The organism is Xylanimonas oleitrophica (genome assembly GCF_003244315.1).
GTDB lineage: Bacteria > Actinomycetota > Actinomycetes > Actinomycetales > Cellulomonadaceae > Xylanimonas_A > Xylanimonas_A oleitrophica.
The window spans coordinates 70,202-88,154 of the sequence record NZ_QKWH01000014.1 but is presented as its reverse complement, the minus strand read 5'-3'; the positions used below and the strand labels follow the sequence as shown (position 1 = coordinate 88,154).

Annotated in this window: 15 protein-coding genes; 5 read left to right on the top strand and 10 right to left on the bottom strand. The window is 75.0% G+C overall.

Annotation, left to right across the window (positions count from 1 at the left end; all coding sequences use genetic code 11):
* Positions 1–116: 116 nt before the first annotated feature.
* The 6 genes from DNL40_RS14260 to DNL40_RS14235 form a co-directional block, all read right to left on the bottom strand.
* Positions 117–2,576 carry a GNAT family N-acetyltransferase gene (locus DNL40_RS14260; RefSeq protein WP_111251929.1) on the bottom strand — a complete coding sequence of 820 codons (2,460 nt, stop codon included), beginning with the start codon at positions 2,574–2,576 and terminating at the stop codon, positions 117–119.
* Positions 2,573–4,003 carry a lysine N(6)-hydroxylase/L-ornithine N(5)-oxygenase family protein gene (locus DNL40_RS14255; RefSeq protein ID WP_111251928.1) on the bottom strand — a complete coding sequence of 477 codons (1,431 nt, stop codon included), beginning with the start codon at positions 4,001–4,003 and terminating at the stop codon, positions 2,573–2,575. The genes DNL40_RS14260 and DNL40_RS14255 overlap by 4 nt, the downstream gene beginning before the upstream one ends.
* A complete protein-coding gene (locus DNL40_RS14250; RefSeq protein WP_111251927.1) occupies positions 4,000–5,619 on the bottom strand; it encodes a pyridoxal phosphate-dependent decarboxylase family protein in 1,620 nt (539 codons plus the stop codon). The genes DNL40_RS14255 and DNL40_RS14250 overlap by 4 nt, the downstream gene beginning before the upstream one ends.
* A gap of 134 nt (positions 5,620–5,753) precedes the next feature.
* Positions 5,754–6,200 carry an HNH endonuclease gene (locus DNL40_RS14245; RefSeq protein ID WP_111251953.1) on the bottom strand — a complete coding sequence of 149 codons (447 nt, stop codon included), beginning with the start codon at positions 6,198–6,200 and terminating at the stop codon, positions 5,754–5,756.
* Between the two features lie 117 nt (positions 6,201–6,317).
* Positions 6,318–6,455, bottom strand: a complete 138-nt coding sequence (locus DNL40_RS16505) for a hypothetical protein (RefSeq protein ID WP_179951088.1) — start codon at positions 6,453–6,455, stop codon at positions 6,318–6,320.
* A 125-nt stretch (positions 6,456–6,580) separates the two neighbouring features.
* Positions 6,581–7,420, bottom strand: a complete 840-nt coding sequence (locus DNL40_RS14235; RefSeq protein ID WP_111251925.1) for an SDR family NAD(P)-dependent oxidoreductase — start codon at positions 7,418–7,420, stop codon at positions 6,581–6,583.
* A 62-nt stretch (positions 7,421–7,482) separates the two neighbouring features.
* Between DNL40_RS14235 and DNL40_RS14230 the strand changes: the two genes are divergently transcribed.
* The gene (locus tag DNL40_RS14230) at positions 7,483–8,901 is read left to right on the top strand and encodes a hypothetical protein (RefSeq protein WP_111251924.1); all 1,419 of its coding nucleotides are present in this window, start codon (positions 7,483–7,485) and stop codon (positions 8,899–8,901) included.
* Positions 8,902–8,909: 8 nt separating this feature from the next.
* On the opposite strand, the gene DNL40_RS14225 is transcribed toward DNL40_RS14230, so the two are convergent.
* The 3 genes from DNL40_RS14225 to DNL40_RS14215 form a co-directional block, all read right to left on the bottom strand.
* Positions 8,910–9,572, bottom strand: a complete 663-nt coding sequence (locus DNL40_RS14225) for a DUF305 domain-containing protein (RefSeq protein WP_111251923.1) — start codon at positions 9,570–9,572, stop codon at positions 8,910–8,912.
* Positions 9,569–10,207: a thioredoxin-like domain-containing protein gene (locus DNL40_RS14220; RefSeq protein ID WP_111251922.1), complete on the bottom strand. Its 639-nt coding sequence runs from the start codon at positions 10,205–10,207 to the stop codon at positions 9,569–9,571. The genes DNL40_RS14225 and DNL40_RS14220 overlap by 4 nt, the downstream gene beginning before the upstream one ends.
* 205 nt (positions 10,208–10,412) lie before the next feature.
* Positions 10,413–10,958 (bottom strand): MarR family winged helix-turn-helix transcriptional regulator, encoded by a 546-nt coding sequence (locus tag DNL40_RS14215; protein WP_245885952.1) that lies wholly within the window; start codon positions 10,956–10,958, stop codon positions 10,413–10,415.
* Between the two features lie 106 nt (positions 10,959–11,064).
* Between DNL40_RS14215 and DNL40_RS14210 the strand changes: the two genes are divergently transcribed.
* On the top strand, positions 11,065–13,224 hold the full coding sequence (locus DNL40_RS14210; RefSeq protein ID WP_111251920.1) for an MMPL family transporter: 2,160 nt from the start codon (positions 11,065–11,067) through the stop codon (positions 13,222–13,224).
* Between the two features lie 13 nt (positions 13,225–13,237).
* Here DNL40_RS14210 and DNL40_RS14205 read toward each other — a convergent pair whose 3' ends face one another.
* Positions 13,238–14,434, bottom strand: coding sequence for an ROK family transcriptional regulator (locus DNL40_RS14205; protein WP_111251919.1), 1,197 nt, complete (start codon positions 14,432–14,434; stop codon positions 13,238–13,240).
* Between the two features lie 182 nt (positions 14,435–14,616).
* Between DNL40_RS14205 and DNL40_RS14200 the strand changes: the two genes are divergently transcribed.
* From DNL40_RS14200 to DNL40_RS14190, 3 genes are all read left to right on the top strand, one after another.
* Positions 14,617–15,357, top strand: coding sequence for a sugar phosphate isomerase/epimerase family protein (locus tag DNL40_RS14200; RefSeq protein ID WP_111251918.1), 741 nt, complete (start codon positions 14,617–14,619; stop codon positions 15,355–15,357).
* Entirely contained in the window at positions 15,354–16,460 is a 1,107-nt protein-coding gene (locus DNL40_RS14195; protein WP_111251917.1) for a Gfo/Idh/MocA family protein, read from the top strand. Before DNL40_RS14200 ends, DNL40_RS14195 begins: the two co-directional genes overlap by 4 nt.
* Before the next feature lie 101 nt (positions 16,461–16,561).
* Positions 16,562–17,893 carry an ABC transporter substrate-binding protein gene (locus tag DNL40_RS14190; protein WP_111251916.1) on the top strand — a complete coding sequence of 444 codons (1,332 nt, stop codon included), beginning with the start codon at positions 16,562–16,564 and terminating at the stop codon, positions 17,891–17,893.
* Positions 17,894–17,953 lie beyond the last annotated feature (60 nt).

Below are 17,953 nucleotides of genomic sequence, written 5' to 3'. Positions count from 1 at the left end.
CGGAGGTCACCGTGGCGCGCGGCGATCGCCCGCGCCACGGCAGCGCAGCCACGGCAAGGCGCGGCACGCTGCTGCGGGACCCGGCCCCCGCACCTCGCTGACGGGTGCGGGACACCTCACACGGCGCGGTCCGCCCCCGTGCGCGCCGCGCGCGCGACCGGGTTCGCCATCTGACCCGCGTACAGCAGCGACGACGACTGGTCCGTCAGGTCCACCATCTGCAGCGTGTTGCGCAGCTGCAGGCGGTTGAGGCACGAGTGGGCGAAGCGCTCGGCACGCAGGTCGACATCACCCGCCAGGCCACGAGCGAGGTCCGGGTGGTCCGCCTCGTACGCGTCGAGGCACTCGGCCACCAGGGACCAGAACCGGGCGGCCGGCAGCACGCCGTCGGCCTCCAGGATCGCGGACAGGTGGCGCAGCACGCCGTCGAACACGTCGGTGAAGACCGCGAGCGCCTTCTCGTCGCCGGGAGTGACGCCGCGGACACGCTCGAGGGCGGCGGGGAGCGGGCGGGGGCCGAGCACGGCGACCTCCTCCCCCACGTCCTTCATGAATGCGCGGACGACGACGTGGTCGCGCAGCACCAGGACGAGGTTCTCGCCGTGGGGCATGAAGGCGAGGTCGTGACCGAGCAGGCAGTGCACGAGGGGGCGCAGGTAGGCGTGCAGGTAGGCACGCAGCCAGTCGGCGGGGTCGAGGCCGCTGGCGCGCACGAGGGCGGTGGCGTGGGCGTCGCCGTGGTGGTCGCGGTGCAGGAGGGCGGCCATGGTGGCGAGCCGCTCGCCGGAGGTGACGCGGGGCACCGGGTTCTCGCGCCACAGCGCCGCGAGCATCTTGCGGTGGGCGTTCGGCTCCGGGGTGCGGTGGTAGACGTCCCCCGTGTACCCGAGCGCGGCCTGCTCGCGCAGCACGGTGAAGCCGGCGGCGGCGAGGGTGGGGTCGGCGGCGACGAGGTCGGCCACCCAGTCGTTGATGGCCGGGGTGTCGCGCATGTACCTGGGTGACAGCCCGCGCAGGAACCCCATGTTCTGGATGGCGAGGGCGACCTTGACGTAGGGGGCGCCCGGCCGGGTGAGGTTGAAGAACGTGCGGATGGACTGCTGGGGCTGGTGCTCGTCGCCGCCGGGGCCGAGCGGCACGAGGTCGGCGCGCGCGACGTCGGCGGCGAACGTGACGGGCAGCCGGTGCTCGGCCTGCCAGGGGTGCAGGGGCAGGTAGTGGTACTCGTCGGGGTCGAGGCCGCGGTCGGCGAGGCGCTGCGCGAACGCGGCGTGCTCGTCGGGGCTCAGCGCCTGGGCGAGGTGGGTGCGCTCGTCGAGGCCTGCGCCGAGGGCCAGGTGGGTGTGCTCGCGGCGTGCGGCGACCCACACGAGGCGCACCCGTCTGCCGTTCTCGGGTGCGTAGGCCTGGTAGTCGGGCAGGGAGAAGCCGATGCGGCCGTTGTTGGCGAGGAAGCCGGGGTGGCCCTCGGTCATGGCTGCCTCGGTCTGCTGGTAGGTGGCCGTGAGCAGGTCGGCGGCGGTGGGGCCGCCACGCTCCAGCGCCCGCTGTCGTTTGGCGGTCGCGGCGGCGAGCGTCGAGGACAGCTCCTCGAGGTAGACGGCGAGGAGGTCGTCGGGCACCTGGAGGGTCTGCTGCAGCTCCAGCACGAGCTCCAGCACGTCGAGGTCGGCGGGTGCGCCGTCGATCTCCCGGGTGAGCGTGGCCTCGTCGAGGAGCCAGTGGTCGAGCGGCAGCACCCGCGCCGCGAACGTGTACCGGGCGCGTCCGCCCGGGGTCTCCAGGGCCCACCAGCCCTCACGCCCGGCTGCGCGGGGCACCAGCAGCCGCTCGTGCGCCAGCTCGGCGATCGCCTTGGCGACCAGGTGGCGGTGGGCGTGGGCGGCCGGCTCCGGCCGCAGGTGGGCGTACGGGTCGTGGACGCCCGCGTACCCAGCCCCGAGCGGGCTCGTGGCGTGGTCGGCGCGGGTGCACACGCTCAGCGCCGCACGCTTGCGCCTGCCGTCGCTCACCAGGTCCACCTCGCGCAGCACGCGGAAGCCCGCCGCGGCGTTCTTGGCCAGGACGGCGGTGTTGCGCACGTCCGGCTCCACGACCACGCGCGCGGCGCCCAGGCCAGGGCCCGCGCCGGTGGCCGGCTGCAGGCAGAAGCGCACGACCGCGGCCATGACCGCCGAGGTGAATCCCGGCACCGGCTCACCCGTGGGCGGGGCGACGAGCAGGTGCATGCCGACATCGCCCGGCTCGACGTCGAGCACGTCGGCCAGCGCGCGGGCCGGGTCGTACGTCTCGACGTAGAAGGCGGGCGCGCCGTCGGCCCGTCCGAGCCAGCCGTCCTGGTGGGGGTCGGAGACGACGGTCTCGAGGTAGGTGCGGACCTGCTGCGGCGTGCGGTCGGTCATGTCCCAGAAGCGTGAGCGCGGGTGTGCCAGCCAGGAGTGCAGCGCGGCTGAGTCCCGTCCGGGGTCCACGGGCTCGATCGTGAGCGGCGGCACGCCGGCGCGTGCCGTGCCGTGCGGGGCCCCGGCGGAGCCGGACGTGACGGCAGCGGACGTGACGGGCGCGGTGGTGGTCATCGGGTCGCCTCCGGGGCGGTCTCGTCGGTCCTCGCGTACCCGTTCCCACCGGCCACGCCCCCGGCGCCTGGCGCGGGCCCCGGGCCGGCGTCGTCGGGCAGGCCGAACGTCTGGAACGCCGTACGGTGCTCGACCGGGTACGGCTCGCGCCCGGTGACGTCGGCGAGCACCACCGAGGCGCGCCACGCGCCGAAGCCCAGGTCGGGGGCGGTGACCCCGTGGGTGTGCTCCTCGACGCCCATCACGTGCAGGCGTCCGGCGTCGTCGAGGCGGTAGTCGCGGGTGGGGTCGAGCCTGCCGAGCTCGTCCAGGCGCACCAGGTGCCGCACGGGATCGAGCAGGCCGGGTACCGCGGAGGCGTACCCGGTCGCCGCCACCACGGCCCGGGTGCGGTGCTCGTGGGTGCGGCCGAGCTGGGCGTGCCGCAGGGTCAGCACGTGCTCGCCGGTGGTCTCGTCGTGCCGGGCCGCGACCACCTCCGTGTCGGTCAGCAGGGTCGTGGGCACGTGACGGCCGAGGGCGCTCTTGCGGTAGAGCGTGTCGTAGATGTCGTCCACCAGGCGGGAGCTGATGCCCTTCGACAGCCCCCGCTGCTCGCGGGCCAGGAGCTGGCGCAGCTCGAGCGGCAGCGACCGGTGGTGGTCGGTGTACTCGGGCGAGGTCATCTCGAGGGTCAGCTTGGTGTACTCCATCGGGAAGAACCGCGGCGACCGCGTGACCCAGTCGAGGCGGGGCCCGCCCTCGTGGACCTGCTCCAGCAGGTCGCGGTACACCTCCGCCGCCGACTGCCCCGACCCGACCACCGTGACGGCTCCGCTCGCCGCGAGCGCCTCGCGGTGCGGCAGGTAGTCGGCGCTGTGCACCACGGGTCCTGCCTCGGGGCGGTGCGCGACGTCGGCGGCCAGCGCGCGCAGCGGCTGGGGCAGGACGGGACGGGTGCCCAGGGCCAGCACGACATGACGTGCCCGATACGTCTCCTGGACCGCCGCGGTGCCGTCCGGGCCGAGCACGTCGGCGCGCACGACGAAGGTGTCGGCGGGCTCGTCGTGCTCGACGGCGACCACCCGCCGGTTCCAGCGCAGGGTGGGCAGCTGGGCGGCCACCCACCGGCAGTACGCGTCGTACTCGGCGCGCAGCGGGTAGAACGACTCGCGGACGTAGAAGGGGTACAGGCGTCCGGTGGCCTTGAGGAACGCGAGGAACGAGTAGGGCGAGGTGGGGTCTGCCATCGTGACCAGGTCGGCCAGGAACGGCACCTGGATGGTGGAGCCCTCGATCATCATGCCGGGGTGCCAGCGGAACTCCGGGGCCTGGTCGAGGAAGAGGGCGTCGACGTCCGCCAGCGGCTGTGCGAGCGCGGCCAGGCCGAGCCCGAAGGGCCCGAGGCCGACGCCGACGACGTCGTGGGTCTTGTGCTCCGTGCTCATCGCGTCTCCCCCTCCGTCCGCGGCAGGTGGGGGTGCACGTCACGGCACGGTGGCTGCTCGCCGGTGGTGAGGCGTTCACCGGCGAGCAGGCCGCGGGCGGCCGAGCGGACGAGGTCGAGCACGGCGGCCACGTCGGCGTCGGTGGCGTCCGGGTTGAGCAGGGTGAGCTTGAGGCAGGGCGTGCCGTCCACGACGGTGCGGGCGACCATCGCCCGGCCGGACTCGAGCAGCACGCGGCGCACGTGGGGCACCAGGCGGTCGGCGGTGTGCGGGTCGAGGCCGTCCGGCTCGTAGCGGAACAGGACGGTGCTCAGGTCGGTGACCCCGAGCGGGCGCAGCTCCGGGTCGGTCTCGAGGCTCGCCCGCACGCGCGCGGCCAGGTCGCAGACGGCGTCGACCATCCGCCCCACCTTGTCCGGCCCGAGGGCCCGCAGGGTCACCCAGAGCTTGAGGGCGTCGAACCGGCGGGTGGTCTGCAGGGACCGGTCCACCTGGTTGGGCTCGGGGTCCTCCGTGGCGGCCTCGGCGGCCGGGTTGAGGTAGTCGGCGTGCCACGCAGCCGCCCGCAGGTCGCCCGGCTCACGCACCAGGAGGGCGCTGGAGGAGACCGGCTGGAAGAACGTCTTGTGGAAGTCGACCGTGACCGACCGGGCCCGCTCGACGCCCGCGAGCAGGTGGCGCCGCGTCGGGGACACCAGCAGCCCGCCACCGTACGCGGCGTCCACGTGCAGCCAGGTCCCGGTCGCCTCGCACAGGTCGGCGGCCGCGTCGACGGGGTCCACGACCCCGCGGTCGGTGGTGCCGGCCGTGACCGTCACGGCCATCACCACGTCCCCCGCCCGCGCGACGTCGACCAGGGCCGTGGCCAGCGCGTCGGGGTCCATGCGGCCGTCATGGTCGGTGCCCACCGTGACCACGGCGGCGTCGCCCAGGCCCAGCAGCATCGCCGAGCGCGCCACCGAGAAGTGGCTGGCGGCGGTCGTGAGGACCCGCAACCGGCCCAGCGCGGCCGTCCGGGACCCGCCCAGGCCGCGCAGGGCGTGCTCGCGGGCCAGGTACAGGGCCTGCAGGTTGGACTGGGTGCCCCCGGAGGTGAAGACGCCGTCCCCGTCCGGGAACCCGATGCGCGCGCACGTCCACGCCACGAGGCGGCGTTCCATGAGGGTGGCCACCGTGGACTGGTCGTAGGTGTCGACCGACGTGTTGACGACCGCGAGCATCGCCTCCGCCGCGACGGCCGGCACGGCGACCGGGCAGTTGAGGTGAGCCGCGTACCCCGGGTGGTGGAACCAGACGGCGTGCTGCGCGTACAGGTCGCCCGCCTCGCGCAGCGCGGCGCCCTCGCCGACCGCGGTGTCCAGGTCGACGCCGTCGACGAGCTCCTGCAGCCGCGAGCGGGCCGTCCCGGAGTGCGGCGCGTCGACCGACCGCAGCCGGGTCGCGAGGTCGTCCACGACCTCGTGGAGCAGGGTGGCGTAGCGGTCCGCCGAGCGTCCGTGGAGCAGCGCGTCGGAGTCGTGGCCCGCAGCCGCGGCAGGGGCGGCGCCGGGGAGGGCGCCGAGGACCGCGCCGGCGGGGAGGGTGCGGGCGTCGGTCTGGGGCAGGGCAGCAGCCATGCGAGATCCTCCGGGCAGCATCAGGGAGCCGGCGGCGGGCCACCGGGGCGTACCAGGAGGTAAGCCGGACCTAACTTAGGTGGACCTCATCACCCGGAGTCAAGGACTGACGGAAAGCCGCCCCCACGTCGCGATCACGCCGCAGGTCTCCACCCGTCGTCGGGCACGTGCGGCACCAGCAGCAGGGTCATCCCCGCCTCCTCGGGCGTGCGGTCGGCCTTGCGCGCGTTGCAGGCCGAGCACGCCGCGACCAGGTTGAGCCACGACGAGGCCCCGCCCCGCGAGCGTGGCAGCACGTGGTCCACCGTGTCCGGCGGTCCCCCGCAGTACGCGCACCGGCCGTCCCGGGCCCGCACGCCAGCCTTGGTGCACGCCGGGGCGTGACCGCGCCGGTACCGCCACCGCATGGTCACGTACCGCACCAGGCGCAGCACGCGCGGCAACGGGTAGGGGCCGAACGTGCGGCCCACCACCGACTCCTCCACGACAGCCACCTCACGCACCAGCATGTGGATCGCGTGCCGCACCGACACACGGTGCAGCGGCTCGTAGCCCGCGTTGAGCACCAGGACGTCGGTCATGGTGGCGCCGTCTCCCGTCTGCGTCACGCCCCGTGGCGGGGCTCCCGGCCCGGGACGACGAGAGCCGCCCAGGGATGTCCCTGCGACGGCTCGGGGGCTGGTCGGGCGCACGCCCGGTCAGACGAGGTGGACGCCGCAGGAATGGTCGATGTGGTCGGTGCGGTGCAGGTCGAACCGGCGCTGTGCGCTCACGTCCGGGCGTGCGGGCGCCACGACGAGAGGCCCTGAGGCCCGCCGCGTCGTCGTGCTCGCCATCGTCCCGTCCTCCGTCGTCAGGTGCGCCCGCAGGAGCCCGCGCACCGGTCCCGCACCGCGTCGCCGCGGTGCCCTGTCCCGTTGCAGAATGTACGCGCGCGAGGCGCGCGGCACCAGGGTTTTCGTCAGTCCACCACGGCCGAGAGCAGCTCCTCGCTGCGCTCCCACACCGTGCGCGCCAGCGCCTCGTCCCCCAGAGCAGCCGGCCGGCGACGCGCCGGACGCCCATTCTCGTAGTACGCCGCCGGCTCCCAGTCGGTGCCGGCCTCTCCCGCCGCGAGGGCGGCCAGGTGCTCTCCCCCGCGCTCCGGGGAGGCGAGCACCCCTCTCAGCGGAGACCGGTAGAACCGGCCGACCAGGCCGTCGCCTGCGGAGCCGAGGCTGGACGCCGCCACGCCGGGGTGGAACGCCACGGTCGACAGACCCTGCGCGCCGTACCGGCGCTGGAGCTCCGACATGACGAGGAGCGACGCGAGCTTCGCGCTCCCGTACGCCTGCAGGGGCCGGTAGCGGCCGCTGGCCTGCGGGTCGGCGAACCGTTCGACGTCGACGCGCCCCCACAGCCGCGCCGCCTTCGAGGACGTCCACACCACCGACCCGCGTGCCGCCACGAGCCTGCCCAGCAGCAGCCGGGTCAGGAGGTACGGGGCCAGGTGGTTCACCTGGAACGAGCGCTCGAACCCGTCCGCCGTGACCGCAGGCTCCTCGAAGAGCCCGCCGGCGTTGTTGGCGAGCACGTCGATCCGCGGCAGCACCGCCGACAGGTCCGCCGCCAGGCGCCGCACGTCCTCCAGCCGCGAGAAGTCGGCCACGAAGTGCCTGGCGCCGAGCTCGGCCGCGACCCGGGCGGTCTTCTCCGGGTTGCGGCCCACCACGACGACGCGGTGCCCGTCGGCGTGCAGGCGTCGTGCCGCCGCCGCACCGATCCCGTCGCTGGCCCCCGTGATCACGATCGTCCTGGTCATGCCCGCATCCTGCCGCATGTGCGGGCGCCGCCGCGCAGGCCCGGACCCCTACGATGCGTGACATGAACGTCATCGCCGCCACCCTGGCCGCCGCCCTGGCCGTTCAGACGTCCCCGGCGATCTTCGGCGGCCGCGCCCGCGCGCGCCGCCGTGAGCAGGAGCAGGAGCACCTCGCACGGCTCGAGCAGGAGGCCGGCTCGGCGCTCGTGCGCACCGACGAGCGCGTCCGGCTCGCCGCGGACGAGCTCGGCTTCGCGCTCGCCCAGCTCGGTGAGCGCGAGACCCAGGACCTCGCCGCCGCCGTCGACCACGCCCGCGACCGGCTGCGCGAGGCGTTCCACCTGCACCAGCTCCTGCACGACCACGTGCCCGACACGGACGCCCAGCGGCTCGAGTGGTTCTCCCGGATCGTGGAGCTGTGCCGCGCCGCTGACACCGCCGTCGGCGAGCAGGCCGCCGCCCTGGCCGCGCGGCGAGCGGCCGCCGGGCGCACCCCGACCGCCGTCGCCGAGGTCCGCGCCGACGTCGAGCGGCTCCAGGGGCAGATCCCCGCGGCCGAGCGAACCCTCGCGGACCTCGTGCAGCGCTATACCGACGCCGCGCTGCAGCCCGTCTCCGCCAACCCGGAGCAGGCACGGCGGCTGCTGGAGTTCGCAGCGCGCAGCGCGGGCGTCGCCACCAGGAAGCTGGAGGAAGCGCGTCCGCGCGACGCCGAGGCGGCCGCTGCGGCCGCCGCCGAGACGGTCCGCCGGGCCGAGGGCCTCCTGGAGGCCGTCGAGAGGTTCGAGATGGAGGCCCTCGCGGCCGAGGCGACGCTCGGTGCCATGATCGCCGAGTCCCGGGAGGAGCTCGCGACGGCTCGCGCCCTGCCCGCGGCCGCCCGCGCCGGCGCCGTCGACGACGCGGTCGCCGCGCTGGAGCAGGCCCTCGCCGCACTGCCCGCCCCGGGCGAGCGGACCGACCCGATCGGGTCCCTGACCCGCGTCCGGGAGGCGAACACCGCGCTCGACGACGCCATGGCCGCCCGGCTGGAGGCGCAGCAGAGGGCCCAGGCGGTACGTGCGCACCTCGCCACCGCGCTCGAGGACGCCGAGCGGCAGCTCCAGACCGCCCGGCGTGCGATCGACGACTACCGGGTCCCAGTGGGACCGCAGGCGCGCACCCGCCTGGCCGAGGCCGAGCGCGAGCTGGCTCACGCCCGGGCCGAGCGCGACGACGAGCGCGCGCTCGGCCACGCACGGCGCGCGGCCACCCTGGCCGCGGAGGCGTCCACGCTCGCGCACCGCGACATCGCCTCGCAGCAGCACGGGCACGGTCATCCGGGGTACGGCCAGGGCCAGCCCGGCTACGGTGGCGGCTGGCAGGGCGCCCCTCGCGGGCGCGCGCGGTCCGGAGGCGACCTGCTCGGAGGGATCCTCGGCGGCATGGTGCTCGGCGGGATCCTCGACGAGCTCGGAGACCTCGGCGACTTCCTCGACTGACCGGGGGCTCAGCCGGCCGGGTCCACCGGGCCCCCGCGCGCCTCGAGCATGGACCGCAGCATCGCCGTCTCCTGCTCCTGGGTCACCACGATGCCGTTCGCGAGCGCGGTCACCTGCTCCACGCGAGCCCGTTCCGCGGCGTCCCGGGCCATCTCCACCCCGCCCTCGTGGTGGGCGATCATCAGCTCCAGGAAGATCCGGTCGGCCACGTCGCCGTCGGCGTCGGCGAGCCGTGCCATGTCCTCCCGCGACACCCATCCCGGCATCGCGGCGAACCCGGCGTCGGCATCCTCCCCGTGCCCGTGCCCACCCTCGGACATCCAGGCCATCGGCGGCGCCACACCCGCGGCCGGCAGGCCCCACGTGCGCAGCCAGGAAGCCATCTGCCCGATCTGGTTCTGCTGCGTCAGGAGCATATCGAGCGCCACGGTGCGCACCTCCTCGTCAGTGCTGCGGTCGCGCACCAGCACCGCCAGCTCCACGGCCTGGGCGTGGTGGGCTTGCATGTCACGGGAGAACCCCGCCTCCACCGAGCCCTCCTCGGCCACCTGCGGCGTGCGGATGCTCGTACCCGCGACCAGGCCGCCCAGCGCACCGAGCGCCAGGGCGGCCACGGCCACCAGCACGACCACGAGGGCCGGGTACCGGCGAGCCGTCACGGCTTCGCTCATGCGGGGGTGCCGACCCCGTTGGAGCACGGAGCGCCCACCTCGGGCAGCTCAGGGTTGAGCAGGTACTTGCGCACGAAGACCGGCAGACGCTCGTCGTCGGCCGAGTCGAGCTCGAGCTGGTAGCCCCACGAGCTGGCGACGACCGGCGAGGAGATGCCCGGGTAGGGGCTCACGAGCACGTACTGCTGCCCCTGAGCGAGCCGCCTCAGCGTGGCCACCTGGTCCTCGGGGAGCGACGGGTCGTAGGTGATCCAGACGGCACCGTGCTCCAGGGAGTGCACCGCGTTCTCGTTCGGCACGGGCTCGGTGTACACGCCGCAGTTGAGCCAGGCCGGGTTGTGGTCCCCTCCGACCGGGGGCGTCTGCTCGTAGGCGACGGCGGTGTCGGTGTGCCCGGCCGTGAGCCCCTCGAACTGCTCCACACCGTCGATGTCCGCCGCGGCCTGGGCGTCGAGCCGGGCGTTCTCCCGGGAGGCGTCGTAGATGACGAACGCGCTGACCCCGACGAGCGCCGCGACGACACCACCGGCCACCGAGGCGATCAGGGCGGTGCGGCGACGCTCGCTGCGACGCTGCTGGTCGCGCAGGGCGGCGATCTTGGCCTGGCGCTCGGCGGTGCTGGAACGCTTCGACATGACAGTCCTCTCGGGCCGCGCGGGCTGGGCACGGCCGGGGTCGGGCCGGTGGGTCCGGGGAGGCGGCCGCCGTGGCGCGGCCGCGGACGCCCCACAATCTACCGGGAGCGGAGCCACCCCGGGGCGACGGTTGCCCGGGCGCCCCGTCACCCGGAGAGCAGGCGCCCACGGCGGCCGGTGCGTGCCGCGACCCCTACCGCGGCTCTCACCCCGTGGTCGCGCGGGCCAGGTCCTCCAGGAACCGGGCGACCACCTCACGGTCGCGAGGCGTGAGCCGGGCGGCCACCTCGAAGCGCCGGGCGTGACCGCGCCCCACCGTCTCGCGGGCGGCACGGGCGGCCTCCTCGGTGACCTCGACGCCGACGCTGCGCCGGTCGGTGGGGTGCGGGACGCGCCGCACGTGACCGGCGGCCACCAACCGGTCGACGAGCTTGGTCGTCGACGCCGTGGAGATCCGGAGGTGGTCGGCGAGCGCGCCGGGCGTGACGACCCGGCCCGCGTGCCGGGCGGCCACGGCGAAGCGCAGGGCCCGCATGTCGGTCTCCCCGAGGTTCATGGACCGCCGGGCCGCCTCGCTGGCCTGCTGCTCGGCGGCGCGCCAGGCGCTCAGCGCGACCATCACGCGCACGACCTGGTCGAGGTCGGCGTCGTCCAGGCCGTCGCGCGGGACGAGCACCCCGTCGGGGTCGATGACGCGCGGGTCGAGCATCGCGTCCTGGTCCAGCGCACCTCGCGCCCCTCCGGCCACCACGGTGAGACAGTACCGCGCGCCCGGTCAGCGAGCCATGCTTGAATCTAGACCGGCTAGCCAGTTCGTCCGGTGGCTGCCCCCGGACACCACGACGGCAAGGACTCCCATGGACACCCCTCCCCGCCCCGCCGGGCACCGGGCATCCCGCCCGGCGCCGAACCCGCCGCGCTGGCTGCTCGTCCTGGTCCCCGCCGTGCTCGTCGCCGTCTGGCTCGCCCTCGGCGCCGTCGGCGGCCCCTACTTCGGCCGGGTCGGCGAGGTCTCCACCGACGACCGCGCCTCCTACCTGCCGTCCACGGCCGAGGCCACCCAGGTCGAGGGACGCCTGCCGGCCTTCACCGGGGACGCCGTGCCCGCCGTCGTCGTCGTCACCGGCCCGGGCGAGCTCACACCCGCCGACCTGACGGCGATCGGCCAGCGCCTGGAGACGGCCGCCGCCGCGGTGGGCGCCGAAGGCCAGGCCTCTCCCCCGATCCCCTCCGACGACGGGCTCGCGGTCCAGGCCTTCGTGCCGCTGCCCGCGAGCGCCGACCTCGCCGAGGCCACGACCACCCTGCGCGAGGCCCTGCGCCATGACCTGCCCCCGGGCACGGAGGTGCTGGTCACGGGCCCGGCGGGCTTCGCCGCCGACCTGACGGAGGCGTTCACCGGGATCGACGGGCTGCTGCTGGCTGCCGCGCTGGCAGCCGTGCTGGTGATCCTGGTGCTCGTCTACCGCTCCCCTCTGCTGCCGCTGGCGGTGCTGGCCACGAGCGTCCTGGCGCTGTGCGGCGCCCTGCTGACGGTCTGGTGGCTCGCGAGGGCGGGTGTGCTGCTGCTGAGCGGCCAGACCCAGGGGATCCTGTTCATCCTCGTCATCGGCGCGGCCACGGACTACGCCCTGCTCTACGTGGCGCGGTACCGGGACGAGCTGAGGCGTACACCGGACCGCTGGGAGGCCACCCGCCGGGCCTGGCGTGGTGCTGTCGAGCCGGTCCTCGCCTCCGGGGGCACCGTGATCGCGGGGCTGCTGTGCCTCCTGCTGAGCGACCTGCGCTCCAACAGCTCGCTCGGGCCGGTGGCGGCCACCGGCATCGTCTTCGCGATGCTCGCCGCCCTGACGCTGCTGCCCGCCGTGCTGCTCCTGCTGGGCCGCGCCGCGTTCTGGCCCCGCCGGCCCACCGTCGACCCGCAGGCGCCCGAGCCGGGCGCGGACGGCGGTCCGGGCCTGTGGGCGCGCGTCGCCCGGCTCGTCGCACGCCGGCCACGGGCAGTGTGGGTCACCACCGCGGCCGTGCTCGCGGTGGGGTGCGCGGGCCTGACGCAGCTCGATGCGTCCGGCGTGCCGCAGTCGCAGCTCGTGCTGGGCGGCTCCGAGGCCCGCGCGGGCCAGGAGGTGCTCGCCGAGCACTTCCCGGCGGGAGCGGGCAGCCCGGCCATGGTGCTGGTGCCGCAGGAGGACCTGGGGGCGGCGGGAGACGTCGTCGCCGGGCAGGACGGCGTGGCGCAGGTGAGCGTCGTCGCCGAGGGGGCTGGCCCGGCCGTGCCGCTGGAGCGCGCGCTGGCCGGGGCTCCGGCGCCGCTCGTGGTGGACGGCACGGTGCTGCTCCAGGCCACCCTGACCGACCCGGCGGACAGCATGGCGGCCGAGCAGACCGTCCGGGACCTGCGCACGGCGCTGGCCGGCCCTGTCCCGGAGGCGCTCGTGGGCGGGAGCACGGCCACCGACCTCGACACGAACGCCGCGTCCGTGCGCGACCGCACCCTGATCATCCCGCTCGTGCTGACGGTGATCCTGGTGATCCTCGTGCTGCTCCTGCGGGCGGTGCTCGCGCCCGTGCTGCTCGTGGCCACGACCGTGCTGTCCTTCGGGACGGCGATGGGGGTCGCCGCGCTCGTCTTCGGCCCGGTGCTGGACCTGCCCGGCGCGGACCCGGCGGTGCCGCTCTACGGGTTCGTGTTCCTCGTGGCCCTGGGCATCGACTACAACATTTTCCTCATGTCCCGGGTGCGCGAGGAGACCTTGGAGCACGGCACCCGGGAGGGGGTGCTGCGCGGCCTGCGGCTGACGGGCGGGATCATCACGTCCGCCGGGCTGGTGCTCGCGGCGACCTTCACGGCGCTGGCGGTGATCCCGGTGCTGTTCCTCGTGCAGATCGCGTTCATCGTCGCCTTCGGCGTCCTGCTGGACACGTTCGTGGTGCGGTCGCTCCTGGTGCCGGCGCTGGTCCATGACCTGGGGCGGGTGGTCTGGTGGCCGTCCCGGCTCGCGCGGTCGGCACCGTGAGCGCCGGCACGGCTCAGCCGGGCGTCCTCGCCCCGGCGGCCAGGGCCTCGACCCCGGCGGGCGAGAGCACGTGCTGGATCGCGAGCATGCCGGCGCCGAGCAGGGCGGCACGGTCGGTCGCCCGCGAGGTCACGATCTGCAGGTGCTGCGTCGCCAGCGGGACGGCGCGCTGGTAGACCACCTCACGGACGCCGGCGAGCAGGTGCTCGCCGGCGGCGGCCATGCGGCCCCCGATCGCGATGACCGACGGGTTGAGGAAGCTGATGCTCGCGGCGAGCACCTCACCCAGGTCGCGTCCGGCCTGGCGCACCGCTTGGACGGCGGCGAGGTCGCCCGCGTCGACCAGCGCGACGACGTCGCCCGCGGTGCGCGCGTCGATCCCCTGGCGCCGCAGGGCTGCGGCGACGGCCGGGCCGGAGGCGAGGGCCTCGAGGCAGCCCTCGTTGCCGCACTGGCACAGCACGCCCTCGCCGCGGGTGACGCGCACGTGCCCGATGTCGCCCGCGATGCCCTGCGCGCCCCGCTGCAGCAGGCCGCCGGAGATGATGCCGGCGCCGACGCCCGTGGCGACCTTGACGAAGAGGAAGTGCTCGACGGGCTCCTCCAGGGTGCTGTGCTCGCCCAGCGCCATGATGTTGACGTCGTTGTCCACGAGCACGGGCGCGGCGAGGTGCTCGCGGAACCAGCCCGGGACGTCGAACCCGTCCCAGCCCGGCATGATCGGCGGCCTCGACGGACGGCCCGTCTCGAAGTGGACCGGCCCGGGCAGGCCGACGCCCACGGCCAGGACGTGCCGCGGGCTGCGGCCCGCGTCCTCGAGGAGAGCCGTCGCGACGTCGAGCACGCGACCCAGCACGTGCTGCGGCCCGGTGGCGACGTCGACGGCCTCGCCGCGGGTGCGCAGCACCCGGCCGAGGAGGTCGGTGAGCGCGAGCCGCACGTGGCTGGCACCCACGTCGACGGCCAGCACGAGACGGGCCTCGGGCAGCAGGGCCACGCGTCGCGGCGGCCGCCCTCCGGTGGAGACGCCGTCCGCGACGGCGCCGACGAGGCCGACGTCTGCGAGCGCGTCGATCCGCGCCCCGATCGTGGAGCGAGCCAGGCCGGTCAGCTGTGCGAGCTCGGCGCGGGTGCGTGGCCGCCCGTCCCGCAGCAGCTGGAAGATCTCGCCCGCTCCTGTCCCGCCCGCACCCGCCACCAGCGCCGTCATGGCATCGATTCAACCAGGGCCGGAAGTTTGGCGCCGAGCCAGCATCTTTTGCTTGCCTATCGACGAAAGTCCCCCTAGCGTGGAGGTCGCCGCCCGGTGCCTCAAGGACGAGGCAGCCGCACGACGCAGCACAACACCTGCACCACGCAGCACTGCCGCAGCCCGCTCGACGAGGAGTAGCCGTGAGCACGTCCCCGCTGTCCGTCCAGCTCTACACCGTCCGTGACCACGTCGCGGCCGACCTTCCGGGCACGCTCGCCCGGCTCGCCGAGATCGGCTTCCGCCAGGTCGAGCCGTACGCGTTCGTCCAGCGCGCCGACGAGTACGCCGAGCACCTGCCCGCCCACGGCCTCACGGCGCCCAGCGCGCACGTCCGCCTCGTGGGCCAGGACCTCGGCCCCGTCTTCCGGGCGGCCCGCCGCCTCGGGGTCGGCACCGTCATCGACCCGCACGTCCCCCGCGAGCGCTGGACCACCCGCGCCGACGTCGAGGCCGTCGCGGCGGACCTCGCGCACGTCGCCGAGCAGGCCGCCGACCACGGGCTGCTCGTCGGCTACCACAACCACGCGTTCGAGCTCGAGAACCGGGTCGACGGGGTCAGCGCCCTCGAGGTCCTGGCCGGCGCCCTCCCCGACGAGGTCGTGCTCGAGGTCGACACCTACTGGGCCGAGGTGGGAGGCGAGCCCGCCCCCGACCTGCTGCACCGGCTGGGAGAACGGGTCCAGCTCCTCCACGTCAAGGACGGGCCCCGCAGCACGGTCGACACCGAGCAGGTCGCCGTCGGGGCCGGGAGCCTGCCCGTGCCCGAGATCCTTGCCGCGGCGCCCCAGGCACTGCCGGTGGTCGAGCTCGACGACTTCGCCGGCGACGTCTGGGAGGCGGTCCGCGACAGCTTCGCCTACCTCGCCGGGGCACGGGCATGAGCGCCGGCACCGGCCCCGTCGGTGTCGGGGTCGTCGGGGCGGGCACCATCAGCGACCAGTACCTCGGCAACCTCACGGCGTTCCCCGACCTGCGCGTCCTGTGCGTCGCCGACCTGGACACGGCGCGTGCCGCCACGCAGGCGGCACGGTGGGGCGTCCCGGCCTCCGGCACCCTGGACGATCTGCTCGCGCTCGACGAGGTGGAGATCGTCGTCAACCTCACCGTGCCCGCGGCCCACGCCGAGGTGACCCTGCGGGCCGTGGAGGCGGGCAAGCACGTCTGGGGCGAGAAGCCGTACGCGCTCGACGTCGACAGCGCCCGCACGGTGGCCAAGGCCGCCGAGCAGGCAGGGGTGCGTGTGGCGGTCGCCCCCGACACGTTCCTCGGTGCCGGGCTCCAGACGGCGCTGCGGGAGATCCGCGGCGGCGCCATCGGCACCCCGCTCACCGCTCTCACGCTCTTCCAGGTGCCCGGCCCGGAGTCGTGGCATCCCTCCCCCGAGTTCCTGTTCGCCCGGGGTGGCGGCCCGCTGTTCGACGTCGGCCCGTACTACCTGACGGCGCTCGTGCAGGTCTTCGGCCCGGTGCGCCGCGTCGCGGCCACGGCGTCCCGGGCCCGCGCCACCCGGGTGATCGGCAGCGGGCCCCGGGCAGGCACCGAGTTCCCCGTCGAGGTCCCCACGCACGTCGGTGCCCTGCTGGAGTTCGACGGCGGGGCAAGCGCCCAGAGCGTCTTCAGCTTCGACTCGGCGCTGCGCCGGGCGGGGTTCGTCGAGGTGGCCGGCACCACCGGCACCGCCGTGCTCCCCGACCCGAACACCTTCGACGGCGACACCCACCTGTGGACCGGCGAGGCCGAGCCCGTCGTCGTCCCTGCCACCGGGTCCCGCTTCACCCGGGGCACCGGAGTGCTCGACCTGGCCCGCGCCCTGCGCGCCGGCACGACCGAGCGTGCCGCCGGCGAGCTCGGCCTCCACGTCCTGGACGTCATGACGGCCGTCGCGCAGGCCGCCGAGACCGGCCGCGGCGTCGACGTCACGAGCGGCTTCACCCCGGCGGAGCTGCTCGACCCGGGCTGGGACCCCTCGGCCCGCACCCTCTGAGCGTCCCTCCCTTCTCCCGGGTCGCCACGGCCCGGGCCGCGGTTCCTCCACCCACGCCCTCGCCGAGGGCGGCTCGACGACGAGACACGAGGAGTTCGGCCATGAAGACCACGACGAGGTGGGCGGCCGCGCTGGCCGCCACGACCCTGACCGCAGCCGGCGCCGCCGGCTGCTCCGGCGGTGCCGCCGGCGACTCCGCCGGGGGCAGGACCATCACCTACTGGGCCAGCAACCAAGGCACGTCGATCAGCCAGGACGAGGAGGTCCTGGGCGAGTCCATCCAGCGGTTCACCGAGGAGACCGGGATCGAGGTCGAGCTGGAGGTGATCCCCTGGACCGACCTCTACAACCGCATCCTGACCGCCATCTCCAGCGGCGAGGGGCCGGACGTGCTCAACATCGGCAACACCTGGGCCGTCACCCTCCAGTCTAGCGGGGCGTTCCTGCCCTGGGAGGGCGAGGCGCTCGAGGCGATCGGCGGCGAGGACCGGTTCGTCGCCTCGAGCTGGGCCACCGGCGGCGCGGCCGGGCAGGCACCGACGTCGGTGCCGCTGTACGGCCTCGCCTACTCGATGTACTACAACACGGCGATGTTCGAGGCGGCCGGCATCACCGAGCCGCCGGCCACCTGGGACGAGTTCCTCGAGGCCGCCGAGACGCTGACCCAGGACACCGACGGTGACGGCCAGATCGACCAGTGGGGCGTGGGCCTCGCCGGGTCCAGCTACACCAACAACGTCCACCAGGCTTTCATCCGCGGGCTCCAGAACGGCGGCTCCCTGTACGACGAGGACGGCGAGCCCACGTTCACCGACCCCGGCGTGGTGGCCGGCGTGAACCAGTGGGTCCAGCTCATGGGGTCCGAGGGCGTGGTCAGCCCGTCCAACGCCGAGCTGACCAGCGGCACGGAGATGGTCGAGGACTTCGCGCAGGGGAACACCGCCATGTTCTTCGACCAGGCGCCGTCCAAGACGCTCGCGGCACGCGGCATGGAGGACTACGCGGCCGCCCCCGTGCCGATGATGACGGCCGACGCCACCGGGCTGGAGGGCACCCAGAGCCACGTGGCCGGCATCAACGTCTCGGTGCTCGAGAGCTCCGACGACCAGGAGGCGGCGATCGACTTCGTCGCCCACCTCACCAGCGACGAGGAGCAGCGGTTCCTCAACGCCCGCTTCACCGCGCTGCCCGTGGTGACCGCCGCCTACGACGACCCGGCGTTCGAGGGCGAGGAGACGCGGCTCAAGCAGGACATCCTCGCCAACCACGCCCAGCCGATGCCGCTGTTCCCCACCGAGGGGCAGATGGAGACCCTCGTGGGCACGGCCATCAAGGACCTGTTCGGGCGCATCGCGCAGGGGCAGACGGTCACGGAGGACGACGTGCGCGCCGCGCTCGAGGCGGCGCAGTCCCAGATGGGCGCCATCTCCTGAGGCGCACGGGCGCCGCGGCCGCGGGCCGCGGCGCCCGCTCCCCGGTCCACCGAAGGGACG